Source organism: Pseudomonas sp. R3-57 (genome assembly GCF_051132065.1).
GTDB lineage: Bacteria > Pseudomonadota > Gammaproteobacteria > Pseudomonadales > Pseudomonadaceae > Aquipseudomonas.
The window spans coordinates 3,179,577-3,203,933 of sequence record NZ_CP071655.1 but is presented as its reverse complement, the minus strand read 5'-3'; the positions used below and the strand labels follow the sequence as shown (position 1 = coordinate 3,203,933).

General features: G+C 61.1%; 17 protein-coding genes and 1 pseudogene. 9 read left to right on the top strand and 9 right to left on the bottom strand.

The window, feature by feature from the left end:
* Positions 1-110 precede the first annotated feature (110 nt).
* On the bottom strand, positions 111-1,166 hold the full coding sequence (locus J3P93_RS14445) for a tetratricopeptide repeat protein (protein WP_434588955.1): 1,056 nt from the start codon (positions 1,164-1,166) through the stop codon (positions 111-113).
* A 171-nt stretch (positions 1,167-1,337) separates the two neighbouring features.
* Between J3P93_RS14445 and J3P93_RS14440 the strand changes: the two genes are divergently transcribed.
* From J3P93_RS14440 to J3P93_RS14430, 3 genes are read left to right on the top strand one after another with little or no spacing between them, the layout of a single operon-like run.
* Positions 1,338-3,473 carry an FUSC family protein gene (locus tag J3P93_RS14440; RefSeq protein WP_434588953.1) on the top strand — a complete coding sequence of 712 codons (2,136 nt, stop codon included), beginning with the start codon at positions 1,338-1,340 and terminating at the stop codon, positions 3,471-3,473.
* A complete protein-coding gene (locus tag J3P93_RS14435; protein ID WP_203417878.1) occupies positions 3,463-3,663 on the top strand; it encodes a DUF1656 domain-containing protein in 201 nt (66 codons plus the stop codon). Before J3P93_RS14440 ends, J3P93_RS14435 begins: the two co-directional genes overlap by 11 nt.
* A 4-nt stretch (positions 3,664-3,667) precedes the next feature.
* Positions 3,668-4,621, top strand: a complete 954-nt coding sequence (locus tag J3P93_RS14430; protein WP_434588951.1) for a biotin/lipoyl-binding protein — start codon at positions 3,668-3,670, stop codon at positions 4,619-4,621.
* A 763-nt stretch (positions 4,622-5,384) separates the two neighbouring features.
* On the opposite strand, the gene J3P93_RS14425 is transcribed toward J3P93_RS14430, so the two are convergent.
* Positions 5,385-6,662 (bottom strand): OmpP1/FadL family transporter, encoded by a 1,278-nt coding sequence (locus J3P93_RS14425; RefSeq protein ID WP_434588949.1) that lies wholly within the window; start codon positions 6,660-6,662, stop codon positions 5,385-5,387.
* 130 nt (positions 6,663-6,792) lie between these two features.
* Between J3P93_RS14425 and J3P93_RS14420 the strand changes: the two genes are divergently transcribed.
* The 4 genes and pseudogenes from J3P93_RS14420 to J3P93_RS14405 all read left to right on the top strand — a co-directional run bounded on the left by J3P93_RS14420 (position 6,793) and on the right by J3P93_RS14405 (position 10,060).
* A complete protein-coding gene (locus J3P93_RS14420; RefSeq protein WP_434588947.1) occupies positions 6,793-7,908 on the top strand; it encodes an AI-2E family transporter in 1,116 nt (371 codons plus the stop codon).
* A 104-nt stretch (positions 7,909-8,012) separates the two neighbouring features.
* Positions 8,013-8,581, top strand: a pseudogene (locus tag J3P93_RS14415) (mechanosensitive ion channel family protein); the annotation flags it as partial.
* Between the two features lie 92 nt (positions 8,582-8,673).
* Positions 8,674-9,462, top strand: coding sequence for a DUF2092 domain-containing protein (locus J3P93_RS14410; RefSeq protein ID WP_434588945.1), 789 nt, complete (start codon positions 8,674-8,676; stop codon positions 9,460-9,462).
* Position 9,463: 1 nt separating this feature from the next.
* On the top strand, positions 9,464-10,060 hold the full coding sequence (locus tag J3P93_RS14405; protein WP_434588943.1) for a hypothetical protein: 597 nt from the start codon (positions 9,464-9,466) through the stop codon (positions 10,058-10,060).
* Positions 10,061-10,140: 80 nt separating this feature from the next.
* On the opposite strand, the gene proP is transcribed toward J3P93_RS14405, so the two are convergent.
* From proP to J3P93_RS14375, 6 genes are all read right to left on the bottom strand, one after another.
* Entirely contained in the window at positions 10,141-11,643 is a 1,503-nt protein-coding gene (proP, locus tag J3P93_RS14400; protein WP_434588941.1) for a glycine betaine/L-proline transporter ProP, read from the bottom strand.
* Positions 11,644-11,942: 299 nt separating this feature from the next.
* The gene (locus J3P93_RS14395; protein ID WP_434588939.1) at positions 11,943-13,241 is read right to left on the bottom strand and encodes a carbohydrate porin; all 1,299 of its coding nucleotides are present in this window, start codon (positions 13,239-13,241) and stop codon (positions 11,943-11,945) included.
* Positions 13,242-13,324: 83 nt separating this feature from the next.
* Positions 13,325-15,730, bottom strand: coding sequence for a glucose/quinate/shikimate family membrane-bound PQQ-dependent dehydrogenase (locus J3P93_RS14390; RefSeq protein WP_434588937.1), 2,406 nt, complete (start codon positions 15,728-15,730; stop codon positions 13,325-13,327).
* A 271-nt stretch (positions 15,731-16,001) separates the two neighbouring features.
* Positions 16,002-16,904: a bestrophin family protein gene (locus J3P93_RS14385; RefSeq protein ID WP_093101708.1), complete on the bottom strand. Its 903-nt coding sequence runs from the start codon at positions 16,902-16,904 to the stop codon at positions 16,002-16,004.
* A gap of 89 nt (positions 16,905-16,993) precedes the next feature.
* The gene (locus J3P93_RS14380; protein WP_408003561.1) at positions 16,994-17,872 is read right to left on the bottom strand and encodes a ZIP family metal transporter; all 879 of its coding nucleotides are present in this window, start codon (positions 17,870-17,872) and stop codon (positions 16,994-16,996) included.
* A gap of 405 nt (positions 17,873-18,277) precedes the next feature.
* Entirely contained in the window at positions 18,278-20,095 is a 1,818-nt protein-coding gene (locus J3P93_RS14375) for an NAD(P)-binding domain-containing protein (protein ID WP_434588934.1), read from the bottom strand.
* A 242-nt stretch (positions 20,096-20,337) separates the two neighbouring features.
* On the opposite strand from J3P93_RS14375, the gene J3P93_RS14370 reads away from it, so the two are divergent.
* Together J3P93_RS14370 and J3P93_RS14365 are read left to right on the top strand one after the other, a co-directional pair.
* Positions 20,338-22,233 (top strand): sigma-54-dependent Fis family transcriptional regulator, encoded by a 1,896-nt coding sequence (locus J3P93_RS14370; protein ID WP_434588932.1) that lies wholly within the window; start codon positions 20,338-20,340, stop codon positions 22,231-22,233.
* Positions 22,234-22,297: 64 nt separating this feature from the next.
* Entirely contained in the window at positions 22,298-22,816 is a 519-nt protein-coding gene (locus J3P93_RS14365; protein ID WP_434588930.1) for a DUF3833 domain-containing protein, read from the top strand.
* 17 nt (positions 22,817-22,833) lie between these two features.
* Here the strand turns inward: J3P93_RS14365 and J3P93_RS14360 are convergent, their stop codons facing one another.
* Positions 22,834-24,288, bottom strand: a complete 1,455-nt coding sequence (locus J3P93_RS14360) for a TrkH family potassium uptake protein (RefSeq protein ID WP_434588928.1) — start codon at positions 24,286-24,288, stop codon at positions 22,834-22,836.
* Positions 24,289-24,357: the final 69 nt, after the last annotated feature.

Genomic DNA, 24,357 nt, shown 5'->3' with positions numbered 1-24,357 from the left:
ATGACTTAGGGAAGCGCGACCATCGATGCATTGGGTCGGCTTGAATAACTTGACCTTAAGCCGTGATGGCAGTTCCGCTTATTGTTTGCGGATGTTGCTGGTTTCTACGCTCAGAGACCCTGCTGCAGCGCCGGATCGTCTGGGTTCAGCTGTTCGAGCTGCGCCAGCAGAATCTGCACATTTTGCAGCTGGCCGCTTTCTTTCCAGTAATTGATCAGCAGAACCCGGGCCTTGCGGTCGGCGGGATGGCGCTGGACGATTTCCTGTAGCTGCTTTTGCGCCGCCTCCAGTTCTTCTGCACTGTGCAGCGTGGTGGCGAGGTCGTAGCGGTAATCCTTGTTGTCCGGTTCCAGCTCGACGGCTTTCGATAAGCCGAGCAGGGCGTATTCACGCTGGCCATGGTGCAGCAACCACAGCCCCAGGGCGTGTTGCAAATAGGCTGAATCAGGCTGGGCCTTGAGTTGTTGCGCGAGCAATTGGCGCGCTGCGTCGCTTTGGCCCAAGCGGTCGAGGACATCGATCTGCATGACCAGCGCCGGCAGATTGCCCGGCTCCAGACGCAGCGAGTTTTCCAGGGCGATTTGCGCTTGCTTGAATTCGGCGTTGTGGATGTGCAAACGCGCGAGTTGCGCGTAATTGCTCGCACTTTCCGGTTGCGCCTTGAGGGTCTGCTCCCAGCCATCGATGGCTTGCTGCAGCGGCGCAAAATACAGCCCCAGTTCGTCTGGCGTCAGGCCGAGCAGTGCATTGATGGCGGCAAAACGCACGTTCTGGTCCGCATCATCGAGCATCGGCCCCAGCAACAGGCTGCGTTGCCCGCCCGGGACCAGCCCGACCACGCTCTTGATGGCGGCCAAGCGTACTTGTGGGGCTTCGTTCTGCAGGTCGGTGTCAGCCAGTTTCAGCGCCTGGGGGCTTGGATAGTTGGGAAGCTCGCCATGCAGCCACACGCGACGCTTGACCGAGATGTCCGGTCGGCCCAGTTGCTGATACAACTGGCGCGCCGCCCCCGGTTCACCGGTGCGCGCGGCGTTCAGCGCTTCGCTGTAACCGTGTTTGATCGCATCGGGTATCACCGGGGTGGTGCTGCGCAGCGACAACCAGGCCACAACGACGATAAGCACCAGGCCCAGGCTGATCAGCAGGTAGCGGCGAGACTGAGGCATGCAGTTTTCCGAAACAGGCGTTGTTGAGCAGAGCGGCAAGCTTCGGTCAGCGCGGGCAATCAGTCAAACCCTGTGCATGTGAATCGTCCTACAAGCTGCGTCGACTCAGTTGCGCACCAAGCCGGCGATGCAGTGTCTACGCTTGCAGAAGTCGCTTTGATGAGTGTGCCCATGCAAGCCCTGTTCAATTACTTCAAGGCCGTGATCCATCCCGGTCAGGCCGTTCTGCTGTTTGCCCTGCGCACCATAGCGGCGGGGTTGCTGACGCTGTATCTGGCGTTCGTGTTCGACCTCGACCAGCCCAAGTGGTCGATCATGGCGGTGGTCATCGTCAGTCAGCCATTGGCCGGGATGGCGCTGGCGCGCAGTTTCGGCCAGGTCATCGGTACGACCCTTGGCGCGGCTGTGGCAGTGCTGATCATGGCGATTTTCCCCCAGGCGCCGTTGCCCTTTATCACCACGCTCGCCCTGTGGCTGGCGCTGTGCACGGCCGGTGGCACGCTGCTGCGCTACACCAGTTCACAAGCGTTCGTGCTCAGTGGCTACACCGCGGTGGTCGTCGCGCTGCTGGCGATTCCCGATCCGGACGGCACGTTCCTGCTGGCGGTGACTCGCGTGACCGAAACCCTGCTGGCTGTGGCGTGCGTGTGCGTGGTCAGCCTGTTGACGGCGCGCCCGCAAGCCGTGGCCAAGGGGTATTTCGCCAAGGTCGATCAGGTGATCAAACTGGCGGCCAGTCATGCGGCGGCAGTGCTGCGCACCGAAGAAAGCGAGGCGGACTTTCAGCGTCGGCAGCAGCAATTGCTTGGCGAAATCAGCGCGCTGGAGGGCTTGCGTCGGCATTTGTACTTTGACGCGCCGCGCCTGCGCAGTGCGAACAATCTGGTGTTGCTGCTGGGCAACCAATTGATGCTGCTGACTTCGCGACTCACCGCATTACGTCATCAGCGAGAACTGCTCACCGAGCGCTGGGAGGGCGATTTGCCGCTGGAGGTGCAACGCCTGCGCAGCGAAGAACTGGCTCTTCTCGACGAACTGGCGGAGCAGGGGCGCTCATTGTCCAGCGAGCGCCGGCATGATTTCCTCACCTTGCAGCAGCAATTCGAAGGTCTTGCTTACCAGGCCGAACAACTCACCGAAACCATGAGCGCGACACTGCGCTCGCTGGCCTGGGCGTTACGCTGGGAACAGGCGCGGCTGTTGCAGCAACTCGAGCAGATCCTCGAATTGAGCGATGCGATTCAGGAGGGGCGAGAGGCCAGCGTGCTGTTTCGCGGTCAGGTCAGCCCGCTGCATCTGGATTTCACCCTGGCGTCGATGAATGCGATCCGCGCGTTCACGGCGTTGATCGTGGCCGGGTTGATCTGGATCGAAACCGCCTGGGACGGCGCGCGTGGAGGGATGATTCTGGTGGGAATTCTCTGCTCGCTGATGGCGACATTTCCGCGACCGCTGATGGCCGCGCAGAGTTACGCCCGAGGTTTGGGACTGGCACTGGTGGTCTCGGCGCTGTATCAATTCATGCTGGTGCCGGCGATCAGTGATTTTGAACCGCTGGCCTTGCTGCTCGCGCCGCTGCTGTATGTCATTGCAATCGGGCTGGCGAACCCGGCGACGACGGGCATTGCCATGGGCCTGGGGCTGTCGAGCTTTCTGATGATCGGCCCGCAAAACGTCGGCACCGGACAGAACACTGCGATTCAATGGTTCGAATTCGCAGGTGCCTACGTCAGTGCGGCGATGCTCGCGCTGTTGGTTTATGCGTGGATCTTCCCGTTCCGCCCGGCATTGCGCTTGCGCCGCTTGTATAACGAAGCGCGCGAGCAGGTGTATACGCTAAGCAAAACTCCAGCAACCGACGCAGAACAATTTGCCTTTGAAAGCCGCATGGTCGATCGCCTGACCAGCATGCTAGGCCTGCTGCCGGCGGTGAACAGTCGGGCCATGCAACAACTCTATGAAGTCAGTCTGGCGTGCGTGGCGCTGGGTGTGGCGATGCAGCAGTTGCGCCAGCAGGCGCAAAACAATGCGTTGCTCAGTGAGACATTCAGTCAGCATTTGGCGTCTGCGTTGCGCAAGACCGGGCGTTTTGTCGCCGGGCGTGAGGAGGTGCAACTGGCGCCATTGTTGACAACGCTGCGCGCCTTGGGCGACGAGCTGGACGATCTACACGTCGCCAGCCACGAGCATCTGTGGTCGGTATTTCGCATGCGTGTCGCCCTGCTGATCATCGTGTCATTCCTGCAGCGTCACGGTGAATTCATCGAGCGCTCGATTCCAGAAGGAGAACCGGCCCTTGCCCATTGATTTCGAGATTGGCGGTGTGTACCTGCCGCCCATTGCCCAGGCGCTGTTGTTGGCAATTCCGATTTTTTTAGTGTTGGACTGGGGGCTGCGCCGCCTCGGCGTACTGCGTCTGGTCTGGCATGAAGCGCTGTTTGAGGGCGCCTTGTATGCGTGTGTTTGCGCGACGCTGATTTTGTTGATGGGAGCCTGATGCCTTGAAAGTGTTATTCGCGCGGTTGGTCACGTTGGCGGTGGTGGTGTTGGCCATCGTGCTGGGCTGGTTTGCCTGGGAGTATTACACCCGTGCGCCGTGGACGCGGGACGCACGAGTGAGGGCGGATGTGGTGACGCTGTCGGCGGATGTTTCCGGGCGCATTGTCAGCCTCGCCGTGCAGGACAACCAGCATGTCGACAAGGGGCAACTGCTGATGGAGATCGATCCGGCGCGCTATCGCCTGGCGGTGGAGCATGCGCGACGCTCAGTGGAAGTTGCCCGGGCATCGCTGGGGCAGTCGCAAGCGGCCATCGTCGCCAGCGAAGCCTTGCTCAAGCAGCGCCAGAGCGAGGAGCGTCGGCGGCGCAAGCTCAAGCAGGGTTTTGCGATTTCCGGTGAAGAGTGGGAAAAATCCAGCACCGATGTCGCGGTGGCTCAGGCGGACCTGCTGCGCAATCAGGCCAATCTCGGGCTGGCCGAGGCCAATGTGCAGTTGGCGGTTGCCGCACTGACCCAGGCCGAACTTGATCTGCAGCGTACCCGCGTCGAGTCGCCGGTCAGTGGCTATGTCACCAATCTGCTGACCCGTCAGGGTGACTATGCGACAGCGGGTGGTGCCTTGATGGCGCTGGTCGACGCTGATTCGTTTTATATCAGTGGTTACTTCGAGGAAACGAAACTGCCGCGTATCAGCGAGGGTAATCGGGTACGTGTGCAATTGATGAGCGGGGAAACCTTTGGCGGTACGGTGCAGAGCATTGCCTTTGCTATTGCCGACCGGGAAAACGCACCGGGTAGTCGGCTGCTGGCCAATATCAATCCGAGTTACACCTGGGTGAAACTGGCGCAGCGGGTACCGGTGCGGATCGAGATCGATGGTGACTATGCCGGGAAGAATCGCTTGCGTGCGGGTACGACTGCTACCGTGACGGTGCTTGAGGATCAAGGTTTTTAGGCGAGGGCAGCTTGCTTTTGGGTACATATCCGTTGCTGCGGTAACGGCGGCTTAGGGTTCCGCCCTGACGGCGGGTCCCTTTTTCAAACGCCAAAAAGGAACCAAAAGGCTTGCTCCTACGTACGGCCCTCGCAGGCTCGGGTCCCTTCGCTGCGGGACTGATCCGGGCGCAGCGGCTACGGTTTGCTGCGCTGCACCTCCTTCCGCTGTGTCTGGCTGCGCCAGACGGTCGCTGCGCTCCCACGCCCGGATCAATCCCTCCGCTCAGCCTTCCGATGTCGCCGGTGACGCAAGATCAAGAGCACTCGAGCTTGCGCTCATTGTTGAGTGGTTAGAAGCGTCGCATGGCTTGGGATTTGCGGTGGGTTTGCCCCTCACCCCAGCCCTCTCCCCTTGGAGAGGGAGCCGATTTTGGTTGGCTTCGAAATGCGCATTCGACTCGGTTTTCCGGGGCGGCGTGTCTCTCGCATCCCCCACGGTCAGTTCCCTCTCCCTTTGGGAGAGGGATAGGCGGGCGGCGTTCCGATGAGGGGCTTTTGATTTCAGCCTTCAGCCCTTCAATGCCGCCGGTGATCAAAATCAAAAGCAGGCGAGCTCACACTCGGCCTGATGGTTGTACCCGATCCCTGTGGGAGCTTGCCTGCAAGCGATTGGGCCAGCACAGCCAACACATCACTGCCTGAACCACTGCCATCGCCAGCAGGCTGGCTCCCACAGGCTGAGCACGCGCCAACAGGGTTCGGCAAGTTTGCGAACGCCGAAATCAGAAACGCCAGGTCACCCCACCTCCAACAATGTGCAGCGCACTGTTCGGATAACTACCGGACAGCGTCTGGCCGTTGCGCTTGGTCTGTTGCACGTCCATGTCGCCGAGCCAGACCAAGGTGTAATTGAGGTTGAGGTCGGTGTCTTCGGCGAGTTGGTAGCTCAGGCCGGTCGCCAGGCGCCAGGCGTCGTTCATCGGGTTGTCGACGGTGCGGTCCTTGTCTTTGACGGCGGAGCTGTCGTAGCCCAGGCCCATGTTCCAGCGCAGTTTCGGGCTGATCTGGTTTTGTGCGCCGACTGACAGGTGCCAAGTGTCCTGGTATTTGCGGTCGACGGCGCGGGACACGTTGCCGGCGGCGGAATCTACCGAGACGCCGATGTCGGCAAAGTCGCTCCAGTCCTGCCAGTTCACCGAGCTGAGCAGCGTCCATTGTTCGTTCAACTGATGGGCAATACTCAGGGTCGCGGTCTGCGGGATGTTCATGTCGATTTCCAGCTCGTCGACGTCCAGCCTCGATAACGCGAGATTGAGCAGCGGGTTGCGCACGCCATGGACTGACGGTGAATCCTTGAACTCCATTTTGACCTTGCTGGTATAGGCCAGGCCGAGCGTGGTGCGCTCGTTCAGTTGATAGCGCACGCCGACGTTGACCCCGGTGCCGACGTCGGTGTCCTTGTATTGCAAGCGGCCCTCCTGCTGGAACGGGTCGCCGGGGAGGAAGGCGTTATTGTCGATGGCCATCTTGGTGTAGTAGTAGCCGTAGACCAGACGCGGGCCGATGCCCACTGACAGGTCATCGGTGAGCTTGTAGGCGAAGGTCGGCTGCATCGAGATGCCGATCAGCGTCGACTCCTGAGAGAAATAGCGCCCGGCCCAGTCGTCGTCATATTTGACGCTCAGGCCGAAGTTGCCGTACATGCCGAAGCCGATACTGGCGCGGTCATTGAGTTCATGGCTGAGAAAAAAACTGCTGCCCGGCAGGATCGGCAACGGGTTGCCGCCTTCGTTGCCGCCGAAATCGTTATCGCTGTCGCGATCAAAGCCCAGACCGCCGAATATCGCCTGACCGGTCAGGGTGACCTGCGTGCCCTTTAGCGCGGCGATGCCGGCCGGGTTGCTCATCAGCACGCTCGGGTCAGTTGCCAGTGCCGCCGAGCCGGCATTCGCCAGCCCCGCGCCTTCCTGGCCCGCCTCGTACAAATCGATCCCGCCAGCGAATGCCTGACTCCCGGCTCCGGCCAGCGCAAGAATGATCAGTGATTGCGTGGTTTTCATCCCGGCTTCCTTATCAATGAAGATCAGCCTTCAGGTTTAGTCGCGAATCGGCTCGGGCACCAGTCGAGACGAGCTGTCGTTCGTGAACTACGCTCACAGCGGTTCAATGGAGCCGGGCAGGAGAGCCTGAATGGACGACAAACCGCTGCTGACCTTCAACAGTTCCCGCGCGTTGCTGGACGTGCTCATCCGCGCGGGGCTGATCACCGTGCTGGTGCTGTTCTGCTACGACATCTTTCATCCGTTTCTGAACGTGATGCTGTGGGCGCTTATTCTTGCGGTCACCCTGTATCCGTTGAACCAGAAACTCGGCGCGAAGCTGGGCAATCGCTACGGCTGGGCGGCGATCATTCTGGTGCTGATGGGGCTGGTGATTCTGATGTTGCCGTTGAGCCTGCTCGGCGCCTCGATTGCCGACTCGGTAAAGGGCGGCATGCACACGATCGAAGCCGGGCAGTTCGAGATTCCGCCGCCGCCGGCCAGTGTCGAGGCGTGGCCGCTGATCGGCGCGTCGCTGTATGGCATCTGGATGCACGCCTCGCAAGACCTGAGCTGGACGTTCCAGGAACTGGCGCCGCACCTCAAGGACTGGAGCAAAGTGGTCCTGCATCAAGCCGCCGGGGTCGGCGCCGGGATCGTGGTGTTTGTGATTGCGCTGATTGTCGCCGGGCTGATCATGACCCACGGCGCGCGTGGTCACAGCACCGCCGTGGCGATCACCACGCGGATTTCCGGGCCGGTGCGCGGCCCGCAGATTGCCGAACTGTGCACCGCCACCATCCGCGCCGTGGCGCAGGGCGTGGTCGGCATTGCGTTCATTCAGATGCTGTTGATCGGCGTCGCGCTGGTGATCATGGGCGTGCCCGCCGCCGGCATTCTTGCCTTGCTGGTGTTGTTGCTGGGCATTACCCAGTTGCCGGTGCTGCTGATCACCGTGCCCGTGGTGATTTACGTCTTCGCCCACGACGGGGTGGGCGCCGGGACGATCATCTTCGCGGTGTGGATGGTCATCGCCGGGCTTTCCGATAACGTGCTCAAACCAATGCTGCTGGGCCGTGGTGTGGCGGTGCCAATGCCGGTGGTGCTGATTGGCGCGCTCGGCGGCATGGTCACCAGCGGCATTATCGGGCTGTTTACCGGACCGGTGATTCTCGCGGTCGGCTATGAATTGTTCATCGGCTGGGTCTATCAACCGGCCGATGTGACTGACGTTCTAGAGGATCCCGAGGGCAAAAATCTGCCGTGACATTTATCCGGCAGTGCGAATCTGACAACCGTTCATCGCTCGACTACGCTGGCTTACGTATCCCTTTCTGACACTTGGGCGTAAGGAAACAGGCGCATGCGAAGCAGGCTGCTGCCGGTTTGATCCTGACCTACACACGGACGCTGCGCCCCGGCGAGTTCGTGCGCGTTGGCGAGTACGAAGGCACGGTTACGGAGCTGGGCATGTTCACCACACGGATTCGCACCGGGCTGGGCGAAGTGCTGACGCTACCCAATTCAATGATCACCGGCACCGTCACCAAGAACTATTCACGCACCTGCAAGGCCCCGGTTATGTGGTCGACACCGTGGTAACCATCGGTTAAGACACGCCGTGGCGGCAAGTGGAGGCAATGTTGCTGGAAGCGGCAAAACGCACGCCGGGTGTGCTGGAAGATCCGCCGGCGCAGGTGTTCCAGACGGCACTTTCGGACTTCTATCCCGAATACCGCCTCGTCGCTCAAGCGATCCCGAGCCAGCCACGCCCGCGCGCGGTGCTGCTGAGCATGCTGCACGCCAATATTCAGGATGTGTTCAACGAATACGGCGTGCAGATCATGTCGCCGTACTATCTGGGGGATCCGCCGGAAGAGAAGCGGGTGCCACCAGAGAAATGGTTCACCGCGCCTGCGCAAGCGCCGCGGGAACAGTGATAGCGGCATTGGCGCGCATCGCCAGTGAGAACTAGGCTGGTCAGTCAGTCGCCTTCAGGCGCAACGCCCACGCAGGGACAGGAGCGGAACCGATGAAAACCCCAGTCAGTATTGTCTGCCTGATGTTCACGCTGGTTCTGGCACCGGGAGCCCGTGCCGAAGACCCGGCCCAACCGCCAGTGACCGAGGCCGCTGACGACACGCCACTGGTTAACCCGCGAGTGGTCGACAAGCTCATCGACATGGGCGATTACCTGCGCAGCCTGCCGAAGTTTCAGGTCGATGCCCAAGTCTCGCGCGACACCGTTCTGGAGTCCGGTCAGAAGATCAAGACCGAGTCTTCCAACACCCTCAAAGTGGTCGGCCACGATCGGCTGTATGCCAAAAGCGAGGGCGATGTGCGCACCCGGGAGTTCTTCTATAACGGCAAGAAACTCACCCAGTATTCGCCCTACCTCAAGTACTACACCACCGTCGACGCCCCGGCCACTGTCGCGCAAACCCTGCATCGGGTCGAGAACCACTATGGCGTGCAGGTTCCGATGGAGGATCTGTTTCTGTTCGGCAGCGATCAGGCGCAGATCGATGCCTTGCAAGCCGCGCTCTACGTGGGGCCGTCGATCATCAAGGGTCAGCTCTGCGACCATTTGGCCTTTCGCCAGGAAGGCATCGACTGGCAGTTGTGGCTGACCCGCTCCGACAAACCCTTGCCATGCAAACTGGTGATCACTACCACGGACGAGAAGAGCTTTCCCGAGTACAGCGCGGTGTATCAGTGGAACCTCAAGCCGAACATTCCGGACACGCAGTTCACCTTCAAACCGGGTAAAGGCGATGTCGCAATTGCCTTGAAGAAAGCCAGCGATCAGGGAGGGGAATGACATGAACAAGTCGCTGACGTGGGGCCTGTTGTTGTCGCTGGCCACGGCAACACTGTTGAGCGCAGGTTATGTCGCTGAAGCCGATGCCCGTCCGCAGCGCGCCCAAGGGCATGCTCGCGCCCACGTCAACCGCGCCCCGGCGCCCCATGCGCAACGCGCACAACGGATCAACCCGCCACCGCGGGCCAATCATGTGAACGCCGGTCATCGGAGCAGTTCGGGCAATCAGGGCAACCGGGTCAATGCCGGCAATCACGTTGGCAATCGCACGCACGTCAATAACGGCAATCGCAACGTTCACAACGGCAATCGCAACGTCAACATCAACAACTACCGCGATGTCGACATCGATGTCGACGGGCACGGCCGCTATGGCTACGACGATGACTACCATCCGATTGCCACGGCAGCGGCGGTTACGGCGACTGTTGCAGTGACGGCAGCGGTGGTGGGCTCGATCCTTACCCCGGCGCAAATGCCCAACAGTTGCGTGCAAGTGACCCGCTACGACGTGGCGTACATGCAGTGCGGTTCGACGTGGTACCAGCCGCAATATCAGGGCAGCGATGTGACTTACGTGGTGGTCAACGCGCCTTGATCAGGCTTGCAGCCCCCGTGCGGTGCCTTTGCAGAAAAAACCAACCCGGCTGATGCCGGGTTGGTTCTGATTGGGTTGCCTCAATCGATACGCGGGTGCTGTTGCGCCAGTTCATTGCGCTTGGCTTGCAGCGTGGCGATTTCGGCGTCGAGGTCTTCGATTTTCTGTTCGATGTTGTCGTGGTGCTCTTGCAGCAGTTCCTTAGCCTCTTCGAGGTCGGAGGCCGCAGGGGCCGCGCCGCGCAATGGCTTGTTGGCGGTTTCCTTCATCGTCACGCCGGTGACCAGGCCGACCACGGCGATGACCATCAGGTAGTACGCCGGCATGTACAGGTCGTTAGTGCTCTCCACCAGCCAGGCCACGGCCGTCGGGGTCAGACCGGCGATCAGCACCGAGACGTTGAAGGCGCTGGCTAACGCGCTGTAACGAATGTGTGTGGGGAACATCGCCGGCAACGTCGAGGCCATCACACCAATGAAGAAGTTCAGCAGCACGGCGAGAATCAGCAGACCGGAAAAGATCAGGCCGATGCTGCCGCTGTTGATCAGCATGAACGCCGGAATGGCGAAGATGAACAGGCCGATGCTGCCGACGACGATAAACGGTTTGCGCCCGATCTTGTCGCTGATGAAGCCAATCAACGGCTGCACGAACAGCATCCCGACCATGATGGCGATGATGATCAGCACGCCGTGGTTTTCGCTGTAATGCAGATTGTGCGTCAGGTAACTCGGCATGTAGGTCAGCAGCATGTAATAGGTGACGTTGGTCGCCGCGACCACGCCAATGCAGGTCATCAGGCTGCGCCAGTGCTTGGTCGCGACTTCCTTGAACGAGACTTTCGGGCCGCCGGCCAGACCTTCGCGGTCGCCTTGTTCGAGTTTTTCCACGTGCTGCTGGAACGCTGGGGTTTCTTCGAGGGCGTGACGCAAATACAGGCCGATCATGCCCAGCGGCAGAGCGAGGAAAAACGGAATGCGCCAGCCCCATTCCTCGAAGCGCTGCTCGCCGAGGATGGTCGAGATCAGCACCACGACACCCGCGCCGAAAACGAAGCCGGCAATCGAGCCGAAGTCCAGCCAGCTACCAAGAAAGCCGCGTTTGCGATCCGGCGCGTATTCGGCGACGAAGATCGAGGCGCCGGTGTATTCGCCACCGACCGAGAAACCCTGGGCCATTTTCGCCAGCAACAGCAGGATCGGCGCCCAGATACCAATGGAGGCGTAGGAGGGGATCAGGCCGATGGCGAAGGTGCTCAGCGACATGATCACGATGGTCGCGGCGAGGACTTTCTGCCGCCCGTATTTATCGCCCAGTGCACCGAAGAACAAACCGCCCAACGGCCGGATCAGGAACGGTACGGAAAAGGTGGCGAGTGCGGCGATCATCTGCACGCCGGGATCGGCGCCGGGGAAGAACACTTTGCCGAGCACATAGGCGACGAAGCCGTACACACCGAAGTCGAACCATTCCATGGCGTTGCCCAGCGCAGCGGCGGTGATCGCCTTGCGCATCTTGGCGTCGTCGACAATGGTGATGTCTTTCAAACCGATCGGTTTGACGGTTTTCTTGCGTGGTTTCATTGCGATGTTCCCGCTCGCTGATTCAGATGACCGCTGCGATGCCATCTCTATGATGGCGCCGGCTCTTCTGGCTCAGATACATGCGGACACGAAATAATTCACCGATGGCGGGAATTAATTTCGACAGGTGGGGGTGGTGCAACTCCGAGTATTGTTGGAGCTGTATTGCCTGACCCACCGCTATCGCTGGCAAGCCAGCTCCCACAAGGGTTTTGGGTGTTGCCGGGATTTTAAGTCCGCCGCCAAACCCTGTGGGAGCTGGCTTGCCAGCGATGACGGCATGACATCCATTACAAGGCTTACAGCGCCGCCTTCACCTGCAAGCCAAACACCAACGCATTGTCGATGTCCTGCCCGGAAAACGCGCCCGGTTCGATGATGTACTGCATGTTCGGGCGCAGCGTCAGCCACGGTGTGGCCTGATAACCGTAACCGAGTTCGATCAATTGCTCGGCGCTGTCGAGGTTTGGGAACGCGGTGCCATTGATCAGCGCAGCGTCTTGCTGCACGTCGCGGCTGCGCGGGTTAGGCACGGCGCGGCCATAGCCCAGCGCGAGGGTGTCGCGCGGGCGGCCTTCGAACGGTTTGTACAGAACCACGCCGGTGCCGTACCACTTGCTGAACGGCGAGGCGGCTTCGCTGGCGGCGGAATACTGGCCGAAAGCGTGCAGACTGCGGCCCTCGGAGGATTGCGAACGCCACACGGCTTGATCGACCAACAGGTAATGCCCGCCACGACCGGAAACTTCGTCGTCGCTGCCGATGCGTTTGACGTCGGAGCTGTCGTAGTAATAGCCGACCTTGTACTCGCCCGGCAGCGCGCCGGCGTGTTTGTACACCAGCTCGATCGGCACCACGGTGCCAGTGGTGTGTTTCGGCCCCAGGTGCCAGGCGCGGCTGGAGTTGCCGTTGCTCGACGGGTCGACGTTGAACGCGGCGACGCGCAGTTGCCATGCTGGTGACAGGTCGTATTTGACCCGCACGCCCAGGTGCGCGTTGGGGTAGTTGGCCCAGCCGCTGCCACCGGACATGTTCAACGGATGACCGCAGAAACCGGCGTTCATGAAGTTGCAGAGGATGCCGCTGTCGAGGCCGCCGAGGTCATTGCCCATGGCCATGTAACCGAGTTTGACGTTGAGCGCCGGGGTGAACAGGCTGCGCTCGTAACTCAGTTCGGTCAGGCGTGTGTACAGGCCACCGTAGTTTTCCTGAATTGGTAAACGGTTGCCGACCAGATCTTCCGAGGCGCTGTTGCCGCGTCGATCATTGATGGTCAACTGGACCTTGCCGGCATTGTTGACGCTATAGAGTTTGCTCAGGTCGAACTGCACGCCGAGCTTGATGTTCTGCGAGTAGCGCGCCGAGCGATGCAGACCACCGTCGGCGTTGTAAGCGGTTTCGCCGCTGTAGTCGCCGGTGAACTTGATGCCGTCTTCGTCGAGCTGGTGGCGCAGGCCGCCCCAGTCACCGGTGAGGGTGCTGCGGGTCAACAGATCGGCATTATCAGCGGCGAGCGCGGGGAGGGTGGCTGTGCAAGTAAGGCCCAGCAGCAGGCCATGGAACAGCGTGGAACGGGAAAAGCCAACAGCCAAAAACATCTGAATCTTCCTGCTGAAACTTGAGCGATAGGGAAAAGCAACGCGGCACCCGAAGGTGCCGCGCTTAACATCGACGCCGTGGGTTACGGCAGGGCGTAGGCCATCACGTAGTCGCCACGATCGGTCGACTGACGCGCGCCACCGGCAGTGACGACGATGTACTGCTTGCCGGTTTTCGGCGAAACGTAAGTCATCGGGCCGCCCTGGCTGCCGACTGGCAGACGCGCTTTCCAGACTTCCTCACCGTTGCCGCTGTTGAAGGCACGCAGGTAGAAATCTTGCGTGCCAGCGATGAAGATCAGGCCGCCCTGGGTCGACAGCGTGCCGCCGAGGGTTGGCAGACCGATCTTGATCGGCAAGTGCATGCGGATGCCCAGCGGACCTGTGTCTTCAACAGTGCCGACTGGAACCTGCCAGGCGACTTTCTGAGTCTTCATGTCGATCGCGGTCAGGGTGCCGAACGGCGGCGCCTGGCACGGAATACCGGCCACCGACAGGAAGCGGTTTTTATTCACCGCGTACGGTGTACCTTTGAGCGGCACTGCGCCCATGCCGGTGTTGAGCGCTTCACCACCGCCGGCGGCCTGGCCCTTGTTCTGCGACGGGATCATCTGAATCCACAGGCCCAGGCGCATGTCGTTGACGAAGATGAAACCGTGTACCGGGTCAGTGGAGATGCTGCCCCAGTTCATGCCACCCAGCGATCCTGGGAAGCTCAGCGATTTGTCGGTACCCGGCGCGGTGTACAAACCGTCGTAACGCATGCCCTTGAAGTCGATGCGGCAGAGCAACTGATCGTAAGGCGTGGCGCCCCACATGTCCGACTCGGTCAGGTGTTGCGCACCGATCTGCGGCATGCCCACGGATTTTGGCTGGGTCGTCGAGTACGGCTCGTTAGGAATGTTCGCCGCTTTGACCGGCACGTCCTTGACTTCGGTCAGCGGTTTGCCGGTGGCGCGGTCGAGCACGTAGATCTGCCCGGCCTTGGTGCCGACGACCAGCGCCGGAATGCTTTTGCCATCCTTGTCGAAGTCGATCAGGCTCGGCTGCATCGGCAGGTCGAAGTCCCAGAGATCGTTGTGCACGGTCTGGTACACCCAACGCTCTTCACCGGTGCTGGCGTCCAGCGCGAGGATCGATGCGCCGTACTTGTGGTCCAGTTCGCTGCGCTCGACACCGTAGATGTCGGTGGATGAACTGCCCATCGGCAGGAACACGGTGTTGGTCGCCGGGTCGTAGGACATTGGCGCCCAGCTGTTCGGCGTGCTGCGCACGTAGGTGCTGCCGTCGGCCGGGGCTTTGCGATCCTGCGGGTTGCCCGGGTCGAACGCCCAGCGCATGGCGCCGGTGATCACGTCAAAACCACGAATCACGCCGCCGGGCATGTCGCTTTGCACGTTGTCGGCGACGCGACCGCCGACCACGACCGTAGTGCCAGCCATCAACGGCGCGGACGACAACTGATAGTAGCTGTCCGGCACATCACCCAGACCGGCCTTCAGATCGACCTGACCGTTGTTGCCGAAACCCTGGCAGAACTCGCCGGTGTCGGCATCGACGGCAATCAGGCGCGCATCGATGGTGTTGGTCAACAGACGGCGCTGGCAATTGGCAGCCGGTTCAGGTTTGGATTCGATGATCGGCGAATTGGCTGGCTGCACGATGGAAGCGGTGCGATCGAAATACGCCATGCCACGGCAACGCTGCCAGACTTTCGACTGGGCGTTGATCTGGTTTTTCCAGATTTCCTTGCCGGTGTCGGCGTCGAGCGCGATCAGGTTGTTGTGCGGGGTGCAGATGAACACCTTGTTGCCGACCTGCAACGGCGTGAGCTGGTCTTCAGCGCCATTGCCATCGCTTTCGGCGACGTCACCGGTGTGGTAGGTCCACGCCACTTTGAGCTTGTCGACGTTGTTGCGATTGATCTGATCGAGCGCAGCAAAGCGGCTGCCGCCTTCGGTATTGCCGTAGTGCGCCCAGTCTTTCTGCGCCTTGGCCGGCTCGACCGGGGTCAGGCCCGGGCCGGCACCGGTGTCGGCAACGGTCGGGTGGGCGACGAACATGTTGCCGCCCGCCACGGCCACGCCCACCGCCAGCACCGCGGCAACGGCGTAAGCACCGCGACCGGCCACTTCACCGTTGGCACGCTTGAGCAGGGGATAGACCAGCGCGACAACCAGACCGATCACGCTGAACATGAACAGCCGCGAGAACACCGGCCAGAACACCAGCCCGGCATCGATCACTGCCCAGATCGCGGTGCCGACGAGGAACGCTGCGAATAGCCACGCGCCAAGCGTCTTGAAGCGGGCGATCAGCAGGCCGGAAACCGCCATCACCAATCCGCCGACCAGGAAGTACCACGATCCTCCCAGACTGACCAACTTCAAGCCGCCTGCGGCAAGCGCCAAGCCGAGCAGGGCGATGACCACGCCGAGCCCGACCAGAATGAACTTTGATATGCCCGAGAGGCGTTGACTCTGCTTCACGTTGAATGTCCCCGTTGAAATGAGGTGCGCAGTATATCGTTAGGTAACTACCTAGTTAAAACACATATTTTCACGATAAAGCGTAGCCCGCGATTCAGGCGCACGTTCGCTGGTGTGTTGCTGAATGAGTTTGCGCCGAGGCAGCGAGGGAGAAGACCGGTTGTGTCAGTGTCGGTGGGATTAATGACAGCTATTAGTAAAAAAGCTGCTCATCCGCGACGAGGATGAACAGCTTTTGATTGCCGACGCATAGCGACCGACGGGAGGGAGATCAGGCGTTTTCTTCGATTCGGCGCACATCGCCAAGCGAATCACGCTGCATCGATTGCAGGTTTTTCTCGATGGTTTCGCACAGTGCTTCCATTTGAATCTGGTGTTCGCTGTGGCGAAACGGGCTTTGCAGGTCGGTGCCGATGCGTTCGATGGCCAACAGCATGAAGCCGACCACGGTCGAGGCCAGCGGCGTAAACCAGCCCAGCGATTCGACCAGCCCGACCGGCACGATCAGGCAGAACAGCGAAATGAACAGCCGCGGAAAATACACATAAGGGTAGGGCAGTGGCGTGTTGGCAATCCGCTCCATGCCGCCCTGGCTGTTGGACAGATCCACCAGCGTCGACTCCAGCCGCGCCAGCCGAATGCTGTCCAGACGCCCGGCCTTGTACTCGCGAGCGAGCAGCGCAGCCGAGCCGGTGAGAATGTCGTTGGCGAAATTGTTGGTGGTGCTGCTGCGGGCGAACTCGTCGGCGGGAATGAACGCGCGGACCTCATCGGGGCAGGGCAGCCCTTGCAGGTGTGCGGCGAGGCAATTGACGTAGGCGACGTGACGGCGCAGCAACGTCGACTTGACCGGATTGACCTCACGGCCGCCATCGTCGATCAGTGTCAGCACCTGACGAGCGAAGCTGCGCGAGTTATTGATCATCGACCCCCACAGCGTGCGCGCCTCCCACCAACGGTTATAGGCGCTGCTGTTACGGAAACTGATCAGCACCACCAGCGCCGAACCGAGCAACGTCAGGGGCATCAACGGCAGGTTCAACTTGGCGTTGAGAAACAGCATGAAATCCACGGTGACGGCGATGTCCCAGAGCAACAGCCAGAACAGCGACCAGCCCACGTAGCCGAGGGTCTTGATGATCAGACGGTACTTTTTGGCGATGGCAGCTTTCAAACCGAAACCTCATGAGCGTTGGCGATCAGGAGTGACGCCTTAACTCCGACGCTGTTTTCGCGCTAAAGGTCCGCAGCCTGCTAAATCGATTAACCCAACGCCGTGTCGAGGAACATCATCACCCCGAAGCCCAGCATCAGCCCCAGCGTTGCCGGGGTTTCGTGACCGTTGCGGTGGGTTTCCGGAATGACCTCATGGGACACGACAAAAATCATCGCGCCCGCCGCCAGACCCAATGCGATTGGATAGCCCAGCGCAAAGCCACTGGAAACACCCAGCCCGATCACCGCGCCCAACGGCTCCATGAGTCCCGAGCCGATGGCGATCAGCGCCGCGCGCCAAGCCGAAATACCGGTCACGCGCAACGCCAGGGCGATGGCCAGCCCCTCGGGGATGTCCTGTATGGCGATGGCGGTGGTCAGCGGCAGGCCGACTTTCATGTCGCCGTCAGCGAAACTCACTCCGATCGCCATGCCTTCGGGCAGGTTGTGCAGAGTGATGGCAAGGACGAACAGCCAGACCCGGTTGATCCGCTGCGACTCCGGCCCACGGCGGCCGCTTTCCTGATGCTCGTGGGGCACGAAGCGATCGAGCCCGATCATCAACGCCACGCCCAGCGCCAGACCGAACACCACCACACCGGCGGCAAGCAACGAATTGCCGGTCATTTTTTCCGCGGCTTCGATGCCGGGCAGGATCAGCGAAAACGAACTGGCGGCGAGCATCATGCCGGCGGCGAAACCGAGCATGGTGTCCTGCGTGCGTGACGCAATGTCGCGCAGGACCATGGCTGCCACTGCGCCCAGCGCCGTCGCGCCGAAGCCCGACAAGCCACCCAGCACCGCCAGACGCAGGTTGTTTTCGTCGGCGCCGACCAGTGCGGCGTAGCCGCTGATCAACAGCAACCCGGTGACGACAATCAACGTCGCCCAAAACAACAGCCCCGGCCAGCCGCCACTCGACGCCATGCTCCACCAACTGCGCATGGTCGTGCTTGCGGAAGACGAGGGTTGGGACATGGGGCCTCCTGTGAATTTTGGTCGAGAATGCGGGTGTGCTCACAAATATCAGAAGCGGTGGCGAGGGTAGGAATTGCAAATTTTTTTCGGGATAGGCGACAGACGGCAAAGCCGAAGATTAAAAACCAAAAATCAAAAGCCCCTCACCCTAGCCCTCTCCCGGAGGGAGAGGGGACTGACCGCGGTGGATGTGAGCGATACGCCGACCCGCGATACCGAGTCGAACTCAGGATTTGAGCACAGCCCAAATCGGCTCCCTCTCCTGGGGGAGAGGGCTGGGGTGAGGGGGATCGATTCTGGCCACCACACAAAACCAGCGCCGACCCACACAAGCATCGGCGCTCCAGAACTCAATCAGCGCAATGACCCGCCATCCCCATAAACACTGACATCCAACCCTTCAAACCGCGCCTTCAACTGCAACGCCAGATACAACGAATAATGCCGCGACTGGTGCAGATTACCGCCGTGAAACCACAGGTTGTCCTGCCGTGTCGGCTTCCACATATTGCGCAATTCCCCCTCGTATGGCCCCGGATCGTTGGTCGTGCCGGACCCAAGCCCCCAGCAGCGCCCAACCTTGTCAGCCACCTCCTGGGAAATCAGCTTGGCCGCCCAGCCACTCATCGAGCCATACCCGGTGGCATACACAATCAGGTCCGCCGCCAGCCGACTGCCGTCGGTCAGCACCACCGCATCCGCTTCGATGTGATCGACGCCCAGCCCCGGCGCGCTCTTGAGCTTGATCGTGCCATTGGCGAGGAGTTCGGAGGCACCGACATCAATGTAATACCCGGAGCCACGGCGCACGTACTTCAGAAACAGACCGGACTCATCATCACCGAAATCGAGCATGAAACCGGCCTTGGCCAAGCGCTCATAAAATTCTTTGTCGCGGGTTTTGATCGCGTCGAAGATCGGCTTGTGAAAACTCGGCATGACCTTGTACGGGATCGAAGCGAACAGCATGTCGGCCTTGTCCGTGGTCAAGCCTGCCTCCAGCGCGTCTTCGGAATAGAGCCCGCCAAACACCAGTTCCATCAAGCTGTCGGAGCGCACGATGTGCGTGCTCGAGCGTTGCACCATGGTCACCTCGGCGCCGTTTTCGACGAGGTCGGCGCAGATGTCGTGGGCCGAGTTGTTGGCGCCGATGACCACCGCACGCTTGCCGCGCCAGGCGTCGCCGCCGGGATGGCGGCTGGAATGATGTTGCTGCCCCTGGAACACCTCGGCGCCGGGAAAGCGCGGCACATTGGGCACGCCGGACATGCCGGTGGCGAGGATCAATTGCGTCGGTTTCAGCGTCATCCGTTCGCCGTCACGAAGCACCTCTACCGTCCAGGTCTGAGTCTGCTCGTCGAACCCGGCGCTCAGGCATTCGGTGCGCGACCAGTAATCGAGTTCCATGACCTTGCTGTACATCTCCAGCCAGTCGCCAATCTGGTCTTTTGGCGTGAACACCGGCCAGTGATCGGGGAAGGGCAGGTACGGCATGTGGTCGTACCAGACCGGGTCATGCAGGCACAGCGACTTGTAGCGACCACGCCATTGATCGCCGGGCCGTTCGGCCTTGTCGACGATCAGCGTCGGCACGCCCAGACGCTTGAGTCGCGCGGCGAGGCCGAGCCCGCCCTGACCGCCGCCGACAATCAGGCAATACGGTTGCGTGGTGATGCCCAGCGCCGCTTGTTCATCGCGGCGGCGTTCCAGCCAATTGCGTTTGTCGGCATGGGCGTGGCCATGGTTGGCGCCCATTGGCCGGCGGCGACCGCTGGGTTCTTCGAAGCCCTTGAGTTCGCGCATGGTGGTCAGCAGTGTCCAGCACAGGCCATCCTTGAGTCGCACATAACCTTTGCCTCGCGCGGCCTCGGTTTCCAGACTCATCCAGCCTTCGAGCACGCCGTCGGTCAGCGTTGCTTCACCGTCGAGTTTCCATTGTTGTGGCCGGGTCTGCTCAAGACGAGTTTCGAGCAGGTCGCGGATGGCCGGTTTGCCTTCAAGCGTTACCAGGTTCCAGCTGAACAGTAGCAGGTCACGCCAGAAGCATTCGTCGGCAAACAGCTCCAGCGTTGCCTCCACGTCACGTTGAGCGAGGCGCTCGTCGAGGGTTTCGATCCAGGCAGCGAGTTGCGCGGTCGGCGTTTGCAGGGGCGCATCGATAGCGATGTTCATAGGGCTTCTCCGATCTTGTTGTTGTAGGAACAACAGGCCCGGAGCAAGGCTCGGGCCAGCTTCGGCAAAGCCCCGTGGCAGAGCGGTTGGCGCCATGGAACGGCAATCGTGTATCGGCGTGGTGTCACGAATTCGGGAATGGGCGATGACACTGTGTCACGCCGGGCAAAGAACGCCGGTTTCTGACTTTTCATATAAGCTGCAAACAGTCCCGTGTCCGACCGTAGCGGAGAACAACAACAATGAAACCGGCCTTGATCAACGCCCATGCACAACAAGTGCTGCAAGCCGTGCAGGGCAGCGTCGCCAGTCATAACCCCGTTGCCGACCTGGCGATCACTCGCTCGTGGCGCCGTTGCCTCGATCAATACCGCCTCGATCCTGCCAGCCGCCGTGCGCCGGATGTGGTCGAGCAAGCGCGTTTGCAGGATCACCGCGCGCCGCTGGAACACATCATTGCCGTGGCGCACTGGCAGATGAACAGCCTGCACCAGCAGCTGGGGCGTGACGGCCATGTGGTGTTGCTCACCGATGCGCGCGGCGTGGCGATCGACAGCGTGTTCAACGATGCCGAACGCGCCGGGTTCCAGCGTGCCGGATTGTGGCTGGGTTCGGTGTGGAGCGAGGAGCACGAAGGCACCAACGGGGTCGGTACCTGTCTGGTCGAGCGCCAGCACGTGACCATCCGCCGTGATGAACATTTTCGCGGCAAGCACGTTGGCCTGACGTGTTCGGCCAGCCCGATCTTCGACCCGAGCGGCGAATTGCTTGCTGTGCTCAATCTGTCCTCGGTGCGCGAGGAGCAGAGCCTCGAACAGCGTTTCAAAGCCATGGCGCTGACCAATCTGTCGGCCAAGCTGATCGAAAGCTGTTTTTTTCTCGGGCATGATCCGCAGCGCTATCTGCTGCGCTTCCACCCGGATGCTGGCTTTGTCGGACTGCTGGGCGAAGGGCTGCTCAGCTTCGATGAGAATGCGCGGATCTGCTCGATCAACGACGCGGGTCTGGAACTGCTTGGCCTCAATCGCGAGGCGATCATCGGTCAGCCGCTGACGCTGCTGCTGGAGACACCGATTGATCAACTGATGAGTCACGCCGGCGCACAACCCAGCGTCTGTTGGCCGCTGCGCCTGGCTGACGGTCGGCAGCTTTATGCCCAATTGCGCGAACCGCTGCGCCGGCCACAACCGGCGATTCCCGCAGTCATCCCTGTCAACGACGCGCGCGTCTGCCTGGAAGACCCGCGCCTGCAACGCGGTTTTGCCCGCGCACTGCGAGTGCTGGAGCGCGACGTGCCGGTGTTTCTGCAAGGCGAAACCGGCACCGGTAAAGAAGCCTTCGCGGCGGCGCTGCACCGCGCCAGTTCGCGAGCGAGCCAGCCGTTTGTGGCGATCAATTGCGCGGCAATTCCGGAAACGCTGATCGAAAGCGAGCTGTTCGGCTATCGCGGCGGCAGTTTCACCGGGGCGCGCAAGGAAGGCATGCTCGGCAAGCTCGAACAGGCCCACGGCGGCATCCTGTTTCTCGATGAAATCGCCGACATGCCCTTGGCCCTGCAGACGCGCCTGCTGCGTGTGCTAGAGGAGCGCCAGGTGGTGCCGCTCGGCGCCACAACGGCACGGCCACTGGATATACGCCTGATCAGCGCCAGCCACCAGAATCTGCAGATTTGCGTCGCCGAAGGGCGTTTGCGCGAAGACCTGTTCTACCGCATCGGCGGTTTTGCGGTGCAACTGCCAGCGCTGCGCGAGCGCTCGGACAAGGGCCAGTTGCTCGATCTGTTGCTGCGTGAAGAAGCCGTCGGCATGCGTATCCGACTGGACGCCGGGGTCAAGGAGCGTCTGCTCAAGCAGCCCTGGCCCGGCAACGTCCGGCAACTGCGCACCTGCCTGCGCACTCTGGTCGCACTGGCGACAGAAGGGCGAATCAGTCTCGATGACCTGAGCGAATTACTGCCGGAGGCGGCAGACAGCACAGCCCCCACGGAAAACCTGCTGTGCGTCTCTGAGCGACAGACTCTACTGACGCTGATCGAAACCGAGCATTGGCACATCGCCCGGGTCGCCTCGCGGCTGGGCATCAGCCGCAATACCCTGTATCGCAAGTTGCGCCAGCACGGGATAACCCGGCCCGGCTGATCGCGATTTATCACGGCAGGTGCCCGACACATCGTCCGATTCCTGAACCCAGAGGCAAGCCCCCATGTTGAAAGTCTGCACCCTCTTGTTATGCCTCGCCCTGGCCAGTTGCAGCGGCGTCGACGTGCGCAGCTACAGCCAGGAAAAACCCACGCTGGAGCTGCGCGAATTCTTCGAGGGCCGGGTCGAGGCCTGGGGGATTTTCCAGAAGCGTTCGGGTGAAGTCGCCAAGCGCTTTCATGTGCTGATCAATGGTCATTCCGAAGGCGACAAGTTGATTCTCGACGAGTCGTTCACTTACAGCGATGGTACGAAACAGAAACGCGTCTGGACCCTGACTCCGGACGGCCCCGGCCAATGGCGAGGCACTGCCGGCGATGTGGTCGGCGAGGCGCGTGGCGAGACGGCCGGCAACGCCTTGCGTTGGCGGTATGTGCTGCGTTTGCCGGTGGACGGCGAGGAGTACGACGTTGAGCTCGATGACTGGATGTACCTCATGGACAGCAAGACCCTGATCAACCGCTCGTACATGAGCAAGTTCGGCGTTGAGGTCGGTCAGATCACTCTGTTTTTCCGTAAATAACCCGGGCAGGGCGGGCGTTAATACTTCCAGAACACCGGCGTAATCAGCACCAGCACCGTAAGGATTTCCAGTCGCCCCAACAGCATGCCGATGGTCAACAACCATTTCGCGGCATCCGGCAAAGATGAAAAGTTGCCTGCCGGGCCGATGATCGTGCCCAGCCCCGGGCCGACGTTGCACACCGCGGTGGCGGCGCCGCTCAATGCTGTCGTCCAATCGAGTCCGATCAAGGCCAGCCCGAGAGCAATCAGGGCAATGGTGATGGTGAAGAAAAACGAGAAGGTCAGCAGCGAGCGCAAGATCTCTTCGTCGATCGGGTGGCCGTTGTACTTCTTCTGGATCACCGCGCGCGGGTGAATCAACTGCTTCAAACTGCTGACCAACAGCGCCGCAGCCACCTGGAAACGGAAGATTTTCAGGCCGCCGGCGGTGGAGCCGGAGCATCCGCCGACGAAGGTCAGGTAGAAGAACAACAGAATGGCGAAGCTGCCCCACAGCGTGTAATCGCCGACTGCAATGCCGGTTGTCGTGACCACTGAGGTGATGTTGACCGCAACGATGCGAAACGCATCCCACCACGAGTAATCGCTGTGCAGCCACAGCCAGGTGCCAACCAGCAGCGAAATGACCAGCAGAAACCCGATGAAGCCGCGCACCTGATGATCTTTCAACAGTGCACGACGGTGCCCACGCAAGGTCGCGACATACAGAGTGAAGGGCAGGCTGCCGGCGATCATGATGACCACCGCGACCCAGTGAATCGACGCTTGCGGCCAATGCCCGAGCGAGGCATCGGAGGTCGAGAAGCCCCCCGTGGAGATCAGCGACATCGCATGGTTGATGGCTTCAAACGGGGTCATGCCGCACATCCACAGGGCCAGCGCGCCTGCCGAGGTCAGACCGAGATACAGGAACAGGATGTATTTGGCGGCGACATGGGAGCGCGGCGTGACCTTCTCTGACCAGTCCGAGGACTCGGTCTGGAACAGACGCATGCCGCCAACCCGCAGCAGCGGCAGGATCGCCACCGCCATGCCGATGAAGCCGATGCCACCGAGCCAGTGCAGCATCGAGCGCCACATCAGCAGGCCCGGCGAAGCATGGTCCAGTCCGCTGAGTACCGTGGAGCCGGTGGTGGTGATGCCGGACATGGTTTCGAAAAAGGCGTCGGTGTAACTGATGTGACTGATCAACACCATCGGCAACGCGGCGAAGGCACACACCACCACCCAACTGGCGGTGGTCAGCAGGTACATGTCGCGCGGGCGAAGCTGAGCCGTCTCGGGACGCCCGCGCACCACCAGCAAAAGGCCACAGACGACGGTGATCACGCTCGACCAGAGAAACGCCGAGAGGTCATCGCTGCGCTCGAACGCCACCAGCGTGAGCATGGGAATGGCCATGCTCACGGCGAGGGTGATCAGGAAAATGCCGAGGATGAAACCGATAAGCCGCAATGCTGCAAAAGACATGAACGTTCGTCTGCTGAAATAACGGCGCGTAGTATCGGATGTCGGCATGGCGGGTGCGTAAAATTTGCG

Coding starts and splice junctions, on each gene's coding strand:
- J3P93_RS14425 (WP_434588949.1), bottom strand. CDS start 6,662: ATGAAAACCACGCAATCACTGATCATTCTTGCGCTGGCCGGAGCCGGG.
- J3P93_RS14420 (WP_434588947.1), top strand. CDS start 6,793: ATGGACGACAAACCGCTGCTGACCTTCAACAGTTCCCGCGCGTTGCTG.
- J3P93_RS14380 (WP_408003561.1), bottom strand. CDS start 17,872: ATGGCGTCGAGTGGCGGCTGGCCGGGGCTGTTGTTTTGGGCGACGTTG.
- proP (WP_434588941.1), bottom strand. CDS start 11,643: ATGAAACCACGCAAGAAAACCGTCAAACCGATCGGTTTGAAAGACATC.
- J3P93_RS14395 (WP_434588939.1), bottom strand. CDS start 13,241: ATGTTTTTGGCTGTTGGCTTTTCCCGTTCCACGCTGTTCCATGGCCTG.
- J3P93_RS14375 (WP_434588934.1), bottom strand. CDS start 20,095: ATGAACATCGCTATCGATGCGCCCCTGCAAACGCCGACCGCGCAACTC.
- J3P93_RS14410 (WP_434588945.1), top strand. CDS start 8,674: ATGAAAACCCCAGTCAGTATTGTCTGCCTGATGTTCACGCTGGTTCTG.
- J3P93_RS14370 (WP_434588932.1), top strand. CDS start 20,338: ATGAAACCGGCCTTGATCAACGCCCATGCACAACAAGTGCTGCAAGCC.
- J3P93_RS14440 (WP_434588953.1), top strand. CDS start 1,338: ATGCAAGCCCTGTTCAATTACTTCAAGGCCGTGATCCATCCCGGTCAG.
- J3P93_RS14445 (WP_434588955.1), bottom strand. CDS start 1,166: ATGCCTCAGTCTCGCCGCTACCTGCTGATCAGCCTGGGCCTGGTGCTT.
- J3P93_RS14360 (WP_434588928.1), bottom strand. CDS start 24,288: ATGTCTTTTGCAGCATTGCGGCTTATCGGTTTCATCCTCGGCATTTTC.
- J3P93_RS14405 (WP_434588943.1), top strand. CDS start 9,464: ATGAACAAGTCGCTGACGTGGGGCCTGTTGTTGTCGCTGGCCACGGCA.
- J3P93_RS14365 (WP_434588930.1), top strand. CDS start 22,298: ATGTTGAAAGTCTGCACCCTCTTGTTATGCCTCGCCCTGGCCAGTTGC.